The 14,587-nt window shown below is 70.3% G+C and carries 10 protein-coding genes; 8 read left to right on the forward strand and 2 right to left on the reverse strand.

Annotation, left to right across the window (positions count from 1 at the left end; all coding sequences use genetic code 11):
• Positions 1-212: 212 nt before the first annotated feature.
• The 3 genes from GTZ93_RS25070 to GTZ93_RS25080 all read left to right on the forward strand — a co-directional run bounded on the left by GTZ93_RS25070 (position 213) and on the right by GTZ93_RS25080 (position 3,899).
• Complete coding sequence (locus tag GTZ93_RS25070; RefSeq protein WP_139920218.1) at positions 213-2,102, forward strand: M4 family metallopeptidase; 1,890 nt, start codon at positions 213-215, stop codon at positions 2,100-2,102.
• 132 nt (positions 2,103-2,234) lie between these two features.
• Complete coding sequence (locus GTZ93_RS25075) at positions 2,235-2,792, forward strand: DUF2378 family protein (RefSeq protein ID WP_120575681.1); 558 nt, start codon at positions 2,235-2,237, stop codon at positions 2,790-2,792.
• Positions 2,793-2,804: 12 nt separating this feature from the next.
• Positions 2,805-3,899, forward strand: a complete 1,095-nt coding sequence (locus GTZ93_RS25080; protein WP_121754004.1) for a hypothetical protein — start codon at positions 2,805-2,807, stop codon at positions 3,897-3,899.
• 12 nt (positions 3,900-3,911) lie between these two features.
• Here the strand turns inward: GTZ93_RS25080 and GTZ93_RS25085 are convergent, their stop codons facing one another.
• Both GTZ93_RS25085 and GTZ93_RS25090 read right to left on the reverse strand, forming a co-directional pair.
• Positions 3,912-4,751: a hypothetical protein gene (locus GTZ93_RS25085; protein WP_139920220.1), complete on the reverse strand. Its 840-nt coding sequence runs from the start codon at positions 4,749-4,751 to the stop codon at positions 3,912-3,914.
• 168 nt (positions 4,752-4,919) lie between these two features.
• A complete protein-coding gene (locus tag GTZ93_RS25090) occupies positions 4,920-5,357 on the reverse strand; it encodes a DUF2383 domain-containing protein (protein ID WP_120575678.1) in 438 nt (145 codons plus the stop codon).
• A 154-nt stretch (positions 5,358-5,511) separates the two neighbouring features.
• Here GTZ93_RS25090 and xdhC point away from each other — a divergent pair, with 154 nt between their 5' ends.
• The 5 genes from xdhC to GTZ93_RS25115 all read left to right on the forward strand — a co-directional run bounded on the left by xdhC (position 5,512) and on the right by GTZ93_RS25115 (position 14,348).
• Entirely contained in the window at positions 5,512-6,330 is an 819-nt protein-coding gene (gene xdhC / locus GTZ93_RS25095; RefSeq protein ID WP_139920221.1) for a xanthine dehydrogenase accessory protein XdhC, read from the forward strand.
• Positions 6,327-10,160, forward strand: coding sequence for a xanthine dehydrogenase molybdopterin binding subunit (gene xdhB / locus GTZ93_RS25100; protein WP_161663037.1), 3,834 nt, complete (start codon positions 6,327-6,329; stop codon positions 10,158-10,160). The genes xdhC and xdhB overlap by 4 nt, the downstream gene beginning before the upstream one ends.
• Positions 10,161-10,244: 84 nt before the next feature.
• Positions 10,245-11,111: an MbnP family copper-binding protein gene (locus GTZ93_RS25105; protein ID WP_139923444.1), complete on the forward strand. Its 867-nt coding sequence runs from the start codon at positions 10,245-10,247 to the stop codon at positions 11,109-11,111.
• A 17-nt stretch (positions 11,112-11,128) separates the two neighbouring features.
• Complete coding sequence (locus tag GTZ93_RS25110; RefSeq protein WP_139923446.1) at positions 11,129-12,277, forward strand: methanobactin export MATE transporter MbnM; 1,149 nt, start codon at positions 11,129-11,131, stop codon at positions 12,275-12,277.
• Positions 12,278-12,611: 334 nt separating this feature from the next.
• Complete coding sequence (locus GTZ93_RS25115) at positions 12,612-14,348, forward strand: hypothetical protein (RefSeq protein WP_261778862.1); 1,737 nt, start codon at positions 12,612-12,614, stop codon at positions 14,346-14,348.
• Positions 14,349-14,587 lie beyond the last annotated feature (239 nt).

A 14,587-nucleotide genomic window follows, 5' to 3' on the forward strand; every position in this document is an offset into this window, starting at 1 on the left:
TTATCACCGCGCCTCGCGTCACAACGTCCGGAGTTCGTGCCAGGACGCCCGCACAGCACCCAGGTGGGTGAACCACCGCCGACGTGGGCGCTCCTCCGGCCTCAGCCTCCTTTCCAACACTCCCAGTCATCCAGGAATTCACATATCAGTCAGTGCTCCATGCTTTGCTCGCGAGGCTTTACAGACTCGTTTCGTCACACTGGGGGCATGTCATGACGCGAAAGAACCGCTGGCTCCTCGCCGGCCTGACGTTCACGCTGTCCGCATGTGGTGCGGGAGATCCCCAGGCCGAGGCGCCTTCCGCTCCTTCTGAAACCCGCCTGGTCGACCTGAAGTCGGCCCTGGGAGCGCTGCCCGGCGCGGAGGTGCGGGGCGTGCACGCGGACGGCGCGCCCCAGTTCATCCTGGGCGCGCTGGGCACGACGGGCCGGCCCATCTCCGGTGCCAGCGCCCGGCAGGCGCACGCGCTCCTGGAGCCCACCCTGCTGCGCGTGCTGCCCGCCTTCCGGCTGACGGCGAAGGACCTGGTGCCCCAGCGCATCCAGCGGGACGAGCTGGGCAAGACGCACCTGCGCTACGCGCAGACCAAGGACGGGCTCCCGGTGGTGAACGAGGAGCTCATCGTCCACCTGGATGCGCGGGGTCAGGTGTACGCAGTGAACGGCACCGCGCGTGACGGCGAACCCCTGCCGGCCCCCGCTCGCATCGCGCCAGAGGCCGCGAGCGAGGCTGCGCTGGCGGCGTCCCCGGCGGGCAGCAGCGCGGGAGCCCCTCGCGAGGTCTTCGTCCGGCCGACCCCCGAGGCGTCCCTGGTCCGCGCCTTCGAGGTGGTGGTGTCCGGACAGGACGCGGACGGAATGCCCCTGCGCGACCGCGTCTACGTGAGCGCGGCGGACGGCCAGGAGGTGCTGCGCGCGCCGGAGATCCACGCCGCGCGCAACCGCACGGTGTGCTCCGTGGGCGGCTCCAACAACGGCACGTGCCGGGTTGAAGGCCAGGTGGCCACTGGCGACACGACCATCGACAGGACGTACGACAACCTGGGCCTCTTCTACGACTGCTTCCAGGCGAACTTCGGCCGCGACTCGTATAACGGCATGGGCGGCCCGCTGCTGGCGCAGGTGCACTACGGCACCAGCTACGCGAACGCGTACTTCGACGGCACGAAGCTGGTCTGCGGTGACGGAAGCCTGCCCCAGCTGGGGCAGCCGTGCGAGGACCCGGACATCGTCGTGCACGAGTTCATGCACGGCGTCACCGAGACCACGTCCGACCTCATCTACAGCGGCGAGTCCGGAGCGCTCAGCGAGTCACTGTCGGACATCTACGCCGCCACCTGCGGCAGCTGGGCCTCGGGCACCTGGAGCACCGCGACGTCCGTGTGGCACATCGCGGAGACGGCCTGGACCCCTGGCACGTCCGGGGATGCCCTGCGCTACATGAACGACCCGGCGGCGGATGGCTACTCCGTGGACTACGCCCCGGACCTGAACAGCGGCACGGACGTGCACCACGGCTCCGGGGTGGCCAACCTGGCGTTCAAGCTGATGGCCACCGGCGGCGTGCACCCGCGAGGAAAGACGCTGGTGAACGTGCCTGCCATCGGCGTGGAGGCCGCGGCCCACATCTTCTGGTACGCCAACATGAACCTCTTCACCCGCAGCACCAGCCTCTACGCGGCCAGATTGGCGACGCGGGTGGCGGCGCAGAGCCTGGGCTACAACACCGCCGTCCAGGACGCGGTGGATGCGGCGTGGAGCGCAGTGGGCGTGGGCGTCACGACGTCGCCCTCCTGTGTTCCGCTGCCCAACAACACCACGGTGTCCCTCATCTCCGGCAACGCCTCGTCGCAGAAGTACTACTGCTTCGACGTGCCGGCGAACACGCCCTCCACGGTGAGCATCTCCGGCGGCACCGGGGACGTGGACCTCTACACGCGCTTCGACTTCGCGCCCACGACCCAGATTTACGATTGCCGTCCCTACCTGACGGGCAACAACGAGACGTGCAACCTGGTGGCGCGGCCCATCGCCGGCCGGCAGTACCTCCTGCTCCGGGGCTTCACCGCCTACAGCGGCGTGAGCCTCTCCGTGGCCTGGTGACGCACCGGGCGCTTCCCCCCTCACCGCGTACCCGCTGTGAGGGGGGGCGCCAGGGGGCTGGCCTCCTCCCGGGCCCTGGGCGAAGAATGCGCGCCCGGGGCCTGTTCAGGTCCCGGCAAGGACAGAAGGGCCATGAGGGACGAGCGCGTCATCTTCAGCAGCAGCGTGGACAGCCTGTACCGCAAGGTGCTGGCCCCCTCCCTGACGCCCGAGCTGGTGGACCGGCTGCGCGCGCGGGGGTTGAACCTGCACGCCCCACTGCTCGCCGCGTACCCCCTGGCCGTCTGGGTGGACTGCCTGGAGGACACGGCCCGCACGCTCCACCCCGACCAGCCGGTGGAGCAGGGCCGGCGCCTGATGGGCCGGCGGATGGTGGAGGGCTACGCGCAGACGCTGGTGGGCGGCGCGGTCCTCACGCTGGCCCGCGTGGTGGGGCCCATGCGCTCGCTGGAGCGCATGCAGCACAACTTCCGCAGCGGCAACAACTACACGGAGACGCGCCTCACCGTGCTGGGCCCCGCCCAGGCGGACCTCTGGTTCAACGAACCGGAGGCCCTGGAGGGCTTCGTGGACGGCGTGCTGGAAGAAGGGATGTTGCGCGTGGGAGTCCAGGGCTTCACCCTGCACCGCACCCGCCACTCGCCCGATTCCGCCACCTATCACCTGGAGTGGGCCGACCGGTCCTCCTGACACCCTGCCTTCATGTCTTCCATCCTCTCGACGCTGCCCGCCCTCTACCAGGACCTCCTGCCGGCCTTCTTCCGCAAGGACGCGCCCACGGAAGAGAAGGCCACCTGCTCCAACTGCGCCATGAGCCGCGCCTCCGCGCAGGCCACGGTGGAGTCCGTGGACGGGGCGGAGCACCTGTTCCGGCCGGACACCAAGTGCTGCACGTACCAGCCGCGGCTGCCCAACTACCTCGTGGGCGCGCTCCTGTCGGATGACTCACCGCAGATGGCGGAGGGGCGCCGGCGCATCGAGGCGAAAATCGACAGCCGCATCGGCGTGAGCCCGCAGTGGGTGAAGCCGCCCGCGAAGTTCAACCACCTGTACAAGAACGCGCACCAGTTCTTCGGCCGCGCGTCGTCGCTGCGCTGCCCGTACTACGCGCTGGAGTCCGGCGGCTGCACCATCTGGGCGTACCGCGAGTCCGTCTGCTCCACGTTCTTCTGCAAGTACGTGGCGGGCCGGGACGGCCAGCGCTTCTGGATGTCGCTCAAGACGTACCTGACGCTGGCGGAGTTCCAGCTGTCGCGCCACGCGCTGCTCCAGCTGATGCCGGAGTTCTTCCTGGACGGCCGCGACAAGGCGGAGGTGGCCACCGGCCCGCTGTCCGTGGAGGACCTGGACGACGCGGCGCCCCCGGCGAAGGTGTACGCCGCGCTCTGGAAGGGGTACGCCGGGATGGAGAAGGACTTCTACCGCGCCTGCTACGACGCCGTGCGCGCCGTGTCCCGGGACGGGCTGGAGCGGATGCTGGGCCTGGACGGCACCATCGAACAGAAGGTGCTGGAGAAGCTGTACACCCAGGCCTCCGCCCCCACGCTGCCGCGCGTGCTGCGCTTCAACCCGGACGCGACGGTGAAGTGGCTGCCGGACGGCAGCGTCGCGCTGGGCTTCTACAGCGAATACGACGCGGTGGCGCTGCCGGGTGAGGCCTACTCGCTGCTGGTGGAGTTCACCGGCCAGAAGCCCGTGGAGGCCGTCCGCCAGCACCTGCGCGACCACAAGCAGGCGGACCTGGATCCAGACATCCTCCTGGAGCTGCACCGGCACCGCATCCTCATCGAGCCTTGAGAGGGCCGCGCTTCAGGGCTGGCCCGCGAAGGCGCCCACGTCGTGAAGCCAGCGAGCGACCTTCTGGGTGCGCTCCCACGCGGGCTCGGCGGCGACCAGGTGCTCCGCCAGCCACGCGCTGAAGGCCGGGTCTCCCGCGCGCAGCCACGCGGCGGACTCGGCCAGCTCATGGGCGGCGGCCTCCCAGGCGCGGCGCACGGCGCTGGCCACGGCCATCAGCTCCGCGATGCAGCGGGTGAACACCTCCATGCCCACGGTGACTTCGTTGGCGCTGTCGCCGCAGGACAGGGCCAGCGCGCGCAGGTGGCCCAGGTCCTTGAGCAGCCCCTGCTCCAGCGCGGCGGCGGTGCCCAGCCGGGCCTGGGCGGCGCGCTGGAGCAACTCCACGTCCTCGCAGAGCTGGCGCCAGGCCGCGTCGTCCCCCGCGGGGAAGCCGCCCCGGCGGCGCAGGCGCACGCCCACGGCCTGCCACAGGTTGCAGAAGACGAGCACCTCCTCGACGCTGCGGCGCACGTGGGGCGGGATGTGGTCCAGGAAGTCCACCACGGACGCGCGGGCCTCGCGGATGAACGCGTCGCCCCGGGGCGTGGCCTCCACCACGCCGCGCGCGAGTTGGAGCACGCGCCAGGCCCACTGCAGGGCGCGCTCGGAGGTGGTGAAGAGCACCTCGATGCCGGTGCCCAGGGCGCCCGCGGCGTAGCTGGTGTCGGCGGTCGTCGGAGAGGGGACGGAGGGCGTCCCCTCGACTTCGGCGCGCACGTCGGGCAAGCGGGAAGCCGGTGTCCTCGCGTCCTCGCTGTCGGTGACGGTCCCGGGCCCGTGCGGCCCCGGCACCGTGTGCTCGCGCGCCATGTGCTTCTTCGCCCTCGTTCGCCGGTGGAAGTCCCCTCCTTCCGAATATCGCACGCCCCCTGAAAGCCTCCAGGCCTGGATGCGGGGACGTGCGATGCACCACAAGGCGCCCATCCCCGCAGCCGGGATGGGCACCTCGGGATGTCCGGCACTGCGCAACCCCTACGCTCAGTGCAGGGTCGGGTTGTGCTTCAAGCGGCTGAGCCGGTCATGCGTCTGCTTCTGGGCCGGCAGCAGCTGCTGACGCGCGAAACTGCGGGCCTCGCCGTGGAGCTTGCCCACGTCGCGGTTGTAGTCCGCCAGGCCGTGGTCCTCGCCCTGCTCCAGGGCGTCGATGGCGGCCTTCTCCCCCAGCAGGTCAGCTCCGCCCTGGACCACCTTGGCGAACACGCCCCAGACGCCGGAGCTCTCCGCCGGATTGCCGCCCAGCTTCTCGATGCGCTCCTTGATGGCGTCGACGCGGGCCTCGTGGTCATGGAGGCAGGCGTCCACCTCCGTGCGAGCCAGGTCGCTCTTGATGTGCTTGCTCGCCTGCCGGTAGGTCTCCACGGCGGAGAGCTCACCGCGCAGGAAGGAGTTCAGCGTCTCGATGTCGGTATTGGCCATGACGTCATCTCCTTGGTTCCGGTGAACGGGAATCGACTGGCGCAAAGGTGGTGCGCCTCACCGGCCCGGCAACGAGCGCTGGCCTCCTCGTCCCCACGGCAGGCGTCCGGAGGAGCGCCACGGGGATGGCGGCCGTGGCAGACTCACCGGCGGCATGTGGAACTGGGTTCACCAGCTGGCGGAGTGGGCACGCGAGGACACGCCGTTCGCCGTCGTGACGGTGACGGAGTGCAAGGGCAGCACGCCCGCGCCCCCCGGCGCGAAGCTGCTGGTGCGCGCGGACGGCACCTTCCACGGCACCATCGGCGGAGGCCACCTGGAGCAGTTGGTCCTTCAGGACGCCCGCGCGTGTCTGGCCAGGGGCGAGGCGCGCACGTTCCGCTATCCGCTGGGCGCGAAGCTGGGCCAGTGCTGTGGAGGAGTCGTGGACGTCTTCGTCGAGCCCGTCAACCACGGGCCCCAGCTGTACCTCTTCGGAGCCGGCCACGTGGGACAGGCGCTGTGCCGCATCCTGGAGGGAACCCCCTTTCGCGTGCACCTGGTGGATGAGCGCGCCGAGTGGGTCCAGTCCCCGCAGGTGCCCGCTGGCGTGGTGCGCCACGAGGAGGCGTGGGACGAGTTCGCGTCGCGCGCGGTCTGGGACGAGCAGCGCACCTACGTGGCGGTGATGACGCACCGGCACGACGTGGATCAGGACATCATCGCCTTCGCCATCCAGAAGCCGGCCCGTTACATCGGGCTCATCGGCAGTGACACGAAGTGGGCCCGCTTCCGGCAGAGGCTGGATGCGAAGGGGATGCCCGCCCGGCAGGTGGGCCGCGTCCAGTGTCCCATGGGGCTGCCCACCGGGGGAAAGTCACCGCAAGAGGTGGCCGTGAGCATCGCCGCCGGGCTGCTCCAGCTCCATCACGGACTGGCCCAGGAAGCAGGCGCTCAGCCAGCGCCCGCGCCCCTGCTATCCTCGGGGGAATGAGCACCCCCTTCGAATTCCGGCTCAACGGCCAGACGGTCCAGGTCGACGACGCGTCGCCCAACACCACCCTGCTGGATTACCTGCGCGCGCGTGGACTGACGGGCACGAAGCAGGGCTGTGCCGAAGGCGACTGCGGCGCGTGCACCGTGGCCATGGTGGACCGGGACGTGAGCGGCCAGAAGACGCTGCGCGCGTTCAACAGCTGCATCGCGCTGTTGCCCATGGTGGCCGGGCGCGAGCTCGTCACCGTGGAGGGCGTGGGCAGCCGCGCCGCGCCCCACCCCGTGCAGCAGGCCATGGTGAAGCACTACGGCTCGCAGTGCGGCTTCTGCACGCCGGGCTTCGTCGTCTCCATGGTGGAGGCGTACTGTCGCAAGGACGCGGGCTCTCCGGAGGCCATCGCGGATCAGCTCTGCGGCAACATCTGCCGCTGTACCGGCTACCGCCCCATCCGAGACGCGATGGTGGACGCGCTCGCCACCCGCGACGCGAAGGGCGCGGGCCCCGGGCTTCCCGGCGTCTCGCTGGAGGGGCCGCCCTCCCCCACCCCGCCCCTGCGCTACGAAGCGCGCGACGGCCTGTTCCTGCGCCCCACCACGTGGGAGGACCTGCTCGCGCTGCGAGCCCTGCACCCGGAGGCGATGCTCGTGGCCGGCGCCACCGAGCTGGGCGTGGACATCACCAAGAAGTCCCGCCGCTACCCGTTCCTCATCTCGACGGAAGGCGTGGAGGCCCTGCGCGCCATCCGCCGCGAGGAGGACGGCTGGTACGTGGGCGGCGCCGCGTCGCTGGTGGATGTGGAGGACGCGCTGGGCCACGAGGTGCCGGAGCTGGCGAAGATGCTCAACGTCTTCGCCTCGCGGCAGATCCGCCACCGCGCCACGCTCGCGGGCAACCTGGTGACGGCCTCGCCCATCGGGGACACGGCGCCGGTGCTGCTCGCGCTGGACGCCCGGCTGGTGCTCGCGTCCGTGCGCGGCGAGCGGACGGTGGCGCTGTCGGACTTCTTCCTCGCCTACCGCAAGACGGCGCTCCAGCCGGACGAGGTGGTCCGCTTCGTCGTCATTCCCCACGCCCCGGCGAAGGACAGCGGGCTGACCCGGCACTCGGACAGCTTCAAGGTGTCCAAGCGCCGCGAGCTGGACATCAGCATCGTCGCGGCGGGCTTCTGCATCGAGACGGACGCGCTGGGCCTCGTGCGCACCGCGCGGCTGGGCTACGGCGGCGTCGCGGCCACCCCGGCGCGGGCGAAGCAGACGGAGGCCCAGCTCATGGGCCACCCGTGGAACGCGGAGGCCGTGGCCCGCGTGCGCGCCACGCTGGAGCGCGAGTTCACGCCCCTCACGGACCTGCGTGGCAGCGCGGAGTACCGGCGCGGGCTGGTGGTGTCCCTGCTGGAGAAGTTCGCGTCCGGCGAGCGCAGCGCCGCGCTGGACGGACGCCCCCGCTTCGCCCCGGGCGCTCCTGTCGCCACCGCGGACGCGGGCCGCGAGCTGCGCCATGAGAGCGCGCTGGGCCACGTGACGGGCAGCGCGCAGTACGTGGATGACCTCGCGCAGCGCCAGCCCATGCTGACGGTGTGGCCGGTGCTGTCGCCGCACGCGCACGCGCGCATCCTCCGCCGCGACGCCAGCGCCGCGTTGAAGGTGCCCGGCGTGGTGAAGGTGCTGCTCGCGGAGGACATCCCGGGCATGAACGACACGGGACCCATCCGCCATGATGAGCCGCTGCTCGCGAAGGACGAGGTGCTCTTCCACGCGCAGGTGGTGGCGCTCGTCGTCGGCGAGACGCCCGAGGCCTGCCGCGAGGGCGCGCGCCAGGTGGTGGTGGACTACGAGCCCCTGCCCGCCGTGCTCACGCTGACCGAGGCCCTGAAGCAAGGCAGCTTCCACACCGACCCGCACATCATCCGCCGGGGCGACGTGGACAGCGCGCTCGCCTCCAGCCCGAACCGGCTGGCCGGAGAGCTGACGATGGGCGGCCAGGAGCACTTCTACCTGGAGACGCACGCGGCCTTCGCGGAGGTGGGCGACGACGGCGACGTCACGGTGACGTCCTCCACGCAGCACCCGTCGGAGGTGCAGGCCATCATCTCGCACGTGCTGCACATGCCGCGCAGCCGCGTGGTGGTGAAGGCGCCGCGCATGGGCGGCGGCTTCGGCGGCAAGGAGACTCAAGGAAACGCGCCCGCGGCGCTGGTGGCGCTGGCGGCGGTGCACACGGGCCGGCCGGTGAAGTGGATGCTGGACCGCGACGTGGACATGGTCGTCACGGGCAAGCGCCATCCGTTCCACGCGGCCTGGGAGGTGGGCTTCGACGCCACGGGCCGGCTGCTCGCGCTCAAGGCGGACCTCACGTCCAACGGCGGCTGGTCCCTGGACCTGTCCGAGTCCATCACCGACCGGGCCCTCTTCCACCTGGACAACGGCTACTACGTGCCGTCGGTGCGCTACACCGGCCGCGTGGCGAAGACGCACCTGGTCTCCAACACGGCATTCCGGGGCTTCGGCGGTCCGCAGGGCATGCTGGTGATGGAGGACATCCTGGCGCGCATCGCGGCCGCCCTGGGCCTGGCCCCGGAGGCCGTGCGCCAGCGCAACCTCTACGACGGCGTGGGCGACACCAACACCACGCACTACGGCCAGGAGCTGGAGGACAACCGGCTGCCGAAGCTGTGGAACGACCTGATGGAGTCGTCCGACTTCGCGAAGCGCCGCGCGGAGCTGGAGGCCTTCAACGCGTCCAGCCCCCGCATCAAGCGCGGACTGGCCATCACGCCGATGAAGTTCGGCATCTCCTTCACCGCCACCTTCCTCAACCAGGCGGGCGCGCTGGTGCACGTGTACCGCGACGGCTCCGTATTGCTGTCGCACGGCGGCACGGAGATGGGCCAGGGGTTGCACACCAAGATCCAGGGCGTGGCCATGCGCGAACTGGGCCTGCCCGCGGACCTGGTGCGCGTGGCGCACACGGCGACGGACAAGGTGCCCAACACGTCCGCGACGGCGGCCTCCAGCGGCTCCGACCTCAACGGCGCGGCGGTGCGCGAGGCGTGCATCCAGGTGCGCGAGCGGCTGGCTCCGGTGGCCGCGCGCATGCTGGTGCAGTTGCACGGGCAGGCAGTGTCTCCGGACGCGCTGGTGTTCGAGGACGGGCGCATCTCGGCGGCGTCGCGGCCGGACCAGGGGCTGCCCTTCGGGACCGTGGTGGAGGAGGCCTATCGCGACCGCGTGGGCCTGTCCGTCACGGGCTACTACCGCACGCCGGGCATCGGCTACGACCGGACCCTGGGCCGGGGCAAGCCGTTCCTCTACTTCGCCTATGGCGCGGCGGTGAGCGAGGTGGAGGTGGACGGCGACACGGGCATGAAGCGCGTGCTGCGCTCGGACCTGCTGGAGGACGTGGGGGATTCACTCAACCCCGGCCTGGACCGGGGTCAGGTGGAGGGCGCCTTCGTGCAGGGCATGGGGTGGCTCACCGGCGAGGAGCTGAAGTGGGACGCGAACGGGCGGCTGCTCACGCACTCCGCCAGCACCTACGCGGTGCCCGCGTTCAGCGACGCGCCCATCGACCTGCGCGTGGCCTTGATGGAGCGGGCCGAGCAGAAGGGCACCATCCACGGCAGCAAGGCCGTGGGCGAGCCGCCGCTGATGCTGGCCCTGTCCGTGCGGGAGGCGCTGCGCGACGCGGTGGCCGCCTTCGGAGCGCCGGGCGGCGACGTGGACCTGCCCTCGCCCGCCACGCACGAGGCCCTCTTCCTGGCCATCCAGCGGCGCAAGGCGAGGGGTGCGGGGCTCCCGGTTCCGGACGAAACGCGCGAGGTGGCCTGAGACGGGCGGCGGGTGCGGCAACATGCCACGGCAAGCTTTCCCAGCCAGTGCGTTAGACGGGGGCACCTTCCAAGGATGATTCCCATGCGCTCCCTGCTCCGCTCCCGCATCCTCCTTCCGCTGGCCCTCGTGGGCGCGCTCGGCTGTGGGGACGACGAACCCCAGACGCCCGAGCTGCTGACGGTGAACCTGCCTGTCGTCGCCCGCGTGGGCACGGAGGCCTTCGAGTGCGGCAAGACGTACACGAACGTCGGGACGACGGGGACGACCTACGAGCCCATGGACTTCCGCGTGTATGTCCACAACGTGCGGCTGGTGACGCGGGACGGGAAGGAGGTGCCCGTGACGCTGACCGAGGACGGCACGTGGCAGCACTCGGGCGTGGTGCTGCTGGACTTCGCGAACAAGGACGGGCTGTGCACGCAAGGCACGGCGGCGATGAACGCGTCCATCAAGGGCACGGCGCCCCAGGGTGACTACACGGGCCTGCGCTTCACGGTGGGCGTGCCGGAGGACGTGAACCACGGCGACCCCACGACGCTCGGTGCGCCGATGGATGATACGGGCCTGCACTGGAGCTGGCAGAGCGGCTTCATCTTCACGCGCATCGAAGGCCGCACGCAGGGCCTTCCCCAGCACGTCCTGCACCTGGGCAGCACGGCCTGCGCGCCGCCGCCCGAGGGCCAGACGCAGGGCACCGCCGGGTGCGCGAACAACAACCGTCCGGAGTTCCACCTGGACGGCTTCGACGTGACGAAGAACAAGGTGGTGATGGACCTGGGCACGCTCTTCGCGGGCGCCAACCTGGACGTGAACGCGCCCAGCACGGCCGCGGGCTGCATGTCGTCCCCCACCGACACGGACTGCGGTGCCCTCTTCCAGCCCCTGGGGCTGGCCTTCGGCGGCCAGGCGGCGAACCCGGCCGCGCAGACCTTCATCCGGGCCGAGTAGCAGGAAGGACGTCCGACGTGGCACGACGACAAGGACAGGCGTGGAAGGCCCTGGCGACGGTGGCGTTGCTGGGCGCGGGCTGCGCGGATCCCTCGGGTCCGACCGAGGAGCCCGTGCCCTACGACTGGAAGCTGCCAGCGGGCTTCCCCAAGCCGCGCGTGCCGGAGGACAACCCCATGTCGGAGGCGAAGGTCCAGCTGGGCCGGCGCCTCTTCTACGACAAGCGCTTGTCGTTGAACGGCACGCAGTCCTGTGGCTCCTGCCACGAGCAGGCCCGGGCCTTCACGGACGGGCGAGTGCACGCCGTGGGCAGCACGGGACAGGCGCACCGTCGCAACGGACAAGGGCTGGCGAACGTGGCGTACGCGACCAGCCTCACCTGGGCCAACTCCGCGCTCACCACGCTGGAGGCCCAGGCGCTGGTGCCGCTGTTCGGGCGGGAGCCGGTGGAGCTGGGCTTCGCGGATCAACAGGACGTGTTGCTGGAGCGGCTGCGCGCGGATCCGGACCTGACGGCCCGTTTCGCGGAGGCATTCCCGAACGAGGCCACGCCGGTGTCGCTGGCCACGCTGACGCGGGCGTTGTCCGCGTTCGAGCGTTCGCTCATCTCCGGCACGTCGCCGTATGACCGCTATCTGTACGGCAAGGAGGTGGACGCGCTGAGTCCCGCGGCGAAGCGGGGCTTGCAGCTGTTCCTGTCCGAGCGCCTGGAGTGCGACCACTGCCACTCCGGCTTCAACTTCCAGGACGCGACCGTGCACGAGGCGACGAAGGAGCCGGTGCTGCCGTACCACAACACGGGGCTCTACAACGAAGACGGCCAGGGCGCGTATCCCGCTGGGGACACAGGCCTCTTCGAAATCACGTTCCGTCCGGATGACATGGGGCGCTTCAAAGCGCCGTCGCTGCGCAACGTAGCCGTCACCGGGCCGTACATGCACGACGGCAGCGTGGAGACGCTCTCCGACGTGTTGGACCACTACGCGGCGGGAGGCCGAGCACGGGCGGCGAACGGCGGACAGCCGAGCCCCCTGCAGAGCGCCTTCGTGCGCGGCTTCGAGCTGACGCCCGAGGAGAAGGCGGACGTCATCGCGTTCCTGGAGTCGCTCACGGACACTGCGTTCCTGACCGACCCGCGCTTCGCGGATCCCGCCACCGTGCCGTGAGCCGGTATCGTCATCGGCTGTGATTCAGCCATGGCGATTCCTCGTGGGCTCCACCGTGCGGCGGTGGGCGGTGCTGGCCTGCATGGCCCTGCTCATCGCGGGCTGTGCATCGTCACCGTCACTCGGAGGCACCTGGAGCTACGGCACTCCGGCTGCGCGCGCAGCATGGCGCCCCTGGGCTGGAGGAGTCCGGAAGGCTTCCGCTGAGTCTCGTGACGACAAGGGAGGGTCCTGTGGCAGTCGGCCTCTGCCGCCTGGCTGGCCCGATCTGGACCGAAGCGAACTGCGCCTCGCGCCCTTCCTGGCCTGTGCCTCGCCCGCGGCCTTCGTGGCCATGCAGCGCGGCGTGGACATGGCCTGGCTGGTGGAGTCCCTTGATGATTGGGATGCCGTCCGGCTGGGGGCGTTGGGGCCGTTGGATGCGAAGGCCTCCGGCATCCTTCAGCACAAGCGCGCCGCGTTCCTCGTCAGCGCGGTCGAGAAGTATGGCGCACCACGCGCGGAGGTGTTCGCCCTCTTCATCCTCCACGCCACCTTCGATGACGAACTGCGCGAACTGGTCCAGCGCCTGGCCCGCGACAAGCAGCTCGGGGAGACCCTGGGCGGCATGCCCACCGTGCGCGAGGAGTTGCTGCGCAGGGGTCTGAAGGTCACGACGTATCCGGAGCGGGAAGAGCAGGCCGGTGACGTCCTGCGGGGTTTGGGGCGCGCGGGGCGGGATGCGCTGTCCAGCACCGACGTGAGCGCGGGGGCCCGCTATGTGGAGTTCTCCGCGAAGCGTGCGCAATTGCCGCCGCCCTATCAGGAAGCGCTCGACGCGGTGGAGAGGGCCCTGATGGCAGGGCACTTCTCACCGGGCAACGTGGTGAGGGGTGGCTTCGATCACCTGACGTTCGGCGTCCCGATGGGCTTCTTCCATCTGGTCGCAGGAACGGCCCAGGGAGCAACGTCCCTGGCGAAGGGCCGATACGAACAGGCCACGCGAGAGCTGGCACCCGCCGCGTTCATGGTCGCGCTGTACGCGGGAGGCAAGGGCGCACGGGCCCTGCGAAGAGAACAGCCCACCTTCGACCTGGAGGCACTCAAGGCGGCGGTGGAGCGGCTGGAGGACCAGTTTGGGGTGAACGCCACGCGGGAGCTGCTGCGTCAGCTCCGAGCGAGCCGGGAGAGCGCCCTCCTCGCCGCCGAGTGGGGAGAAGCCGGAGCGCTGGCGCTGTACGAGGCCCGAGGCAATCCAGCAAAGGCCCAGGCCCTGCTGGCGGAGGCAAGCCGTGAACGCCCGGGCGCCGCACAGAAGAGTACCGGCAGAAGTGGAGACGCCGCCGCGCTGTCGAAGGACTTCGCGGGAGTGCCACCGGAAGTCCTGGAGGCACGGCTCGCCCAGGTGGAATGGGAGGCCACGGGACCACGGCTGTCCCGCGATGTGTCCTTCCTGAAAGAGCATCCACCGGAGCGGGATGCACCGCGGAGCGCCGAAGGTCACCCCCTCTGGACCGAGTACGCGAGCTATCGCGAGGCCCGGCTCGCGGAGTTGGAGCAGGGCGCGCCCGCCAAGGGTCCCCTGCGATGGGAGGGCTACCTGGAGCTGCGCGGGCAGTTCATCCGCGGGCTGATGTTCGAGCGGGCCATGGTCGCCCAACTCCGCGCGGATGCAGCACTGCCCCGAGCGCAGCGTCGGTGGCTCAAGGACTTCGATCAGCCCCGCATCGAAACGCACGTGGGCATGACGAAAGTGGATCTGCGCTTCGCGGACGTGCTGGTCATCGAAACGAAGCCACCGTCAGGCCAACCGCCACGCACGGAGACCTTCAGCTTCAAGAGCCGCGACTTGCATCTGCTGAGCTTGGGCGAGCTGACAGCTCAAATGAAGGCGGACGCGCGTGGAGCGGTCCAGTATTACGGCGAGACCGTGAACATCCGTCGGCAAGGACTCGAAGGAACGGTGCGAATCCAGAGGGTTCGCCTTGTCTATGAAGGTGGCAGATTGAAACCCGCCAAGGGAAGCACGCTCAAAGGCGCGTTGGAGTCCGTCCTCAGCAACGTCGCTGGCGTGGAGGTCGTAATTCAGTGACAGACGACAACCTGCTGCTCTCGTTCAATGGAGCCTGCGACACACTCGCGGCTCACACAGGTGAATTGGCGCCGCTGCTCACCGCGCTTGAGTCAGGTGCGGGTCCATGGATGCCGGACATCACCCAGGGGAAACGGCGGCAGCGTTACACACGCACGGCGGTCGTGAAGGCCCTGACAGAATCACGAGAAGAGCGAACTACCTCCGTCGGACTCCACCGCACGACGGGGCCCAAGCTG

The sequence above is a fragment of the Corallococcus exiguus genome (genome assembly GCF_009909105.1).
GTDB lineage: Bacteria > Myxococcota > Myxococcia > Myxococcales > Myxococcaceae > Corallococcus > Corallococcus exiguus.

Excerpts from the sequence above, each read along its gene's own strand:
- GTZ93_RS25070 (WP_139920218.1), top strand. The coding sequence starts at position 213 with ATGACGCGAAAGAACCGCTGGCTCCTCGCCGGCCTGACGTTCACGCTG.
- xdhC (WP_139920221.1), top strand. The coding sequence starts at position 5,512 with ATGTGGAACTGGGTTCACCAGCTGGCGGAGTGGGCACGCGAGGACACG.
- GTZ93_RS25115 (WP_261778862.1), top strand. The coding sequence starts at position 12,612 with ATGCAGCGCGGCGTGGACATGGCCTGGCTGGTGGAGTCCCTTGATGAT.
- GTZ93_RS25085 (WP_139920220.1), bottom strand. The coding sequence starts at position 4,751 with ATGGCGCGCGAGCACACGGTGCCGGGGCCGCACGGGCCCGGGACCGTC.
- GTZ93_RS25090 (WP_120575678.1), bottom strand. The coding sequence starts at position 5,357 with ATGGCCAATACCGACATCGAGACGCTGAACTCCTTCCTGCGCGGTGAG.
- GTZ93_RS25105 (WP_139923444.1), top strand. The coding sequence starts at position 10,245 with ATGCGCTCCCTGCTCCGCTCCCGCATCCTCCTTCCGCTGGCCCTCGTG.
- GTZ93_RS25080 (WP_121754004.1), top strand. The coding sequence starts at position 2,805 with ATGTCTTCCATCCTCTCGACGCTGCCCGCCCTCTACCAGGACCTCCTG.
- GTZ93_RS25075 (WP_120575681.1), top strand. The coding sequence starts at position 2,235 with ATGAGGGACGAGCGCGTCATCTTCAGCAGCAGCGTGGACAGCCTGTAC.
- xdhB (WP_161663037.1), top strand. The coding sequence starts at position 6,327 with ATGAGCACCCCCTTCGAATTCCGGCTCAACGGCCAGACGGTCCAGGTC.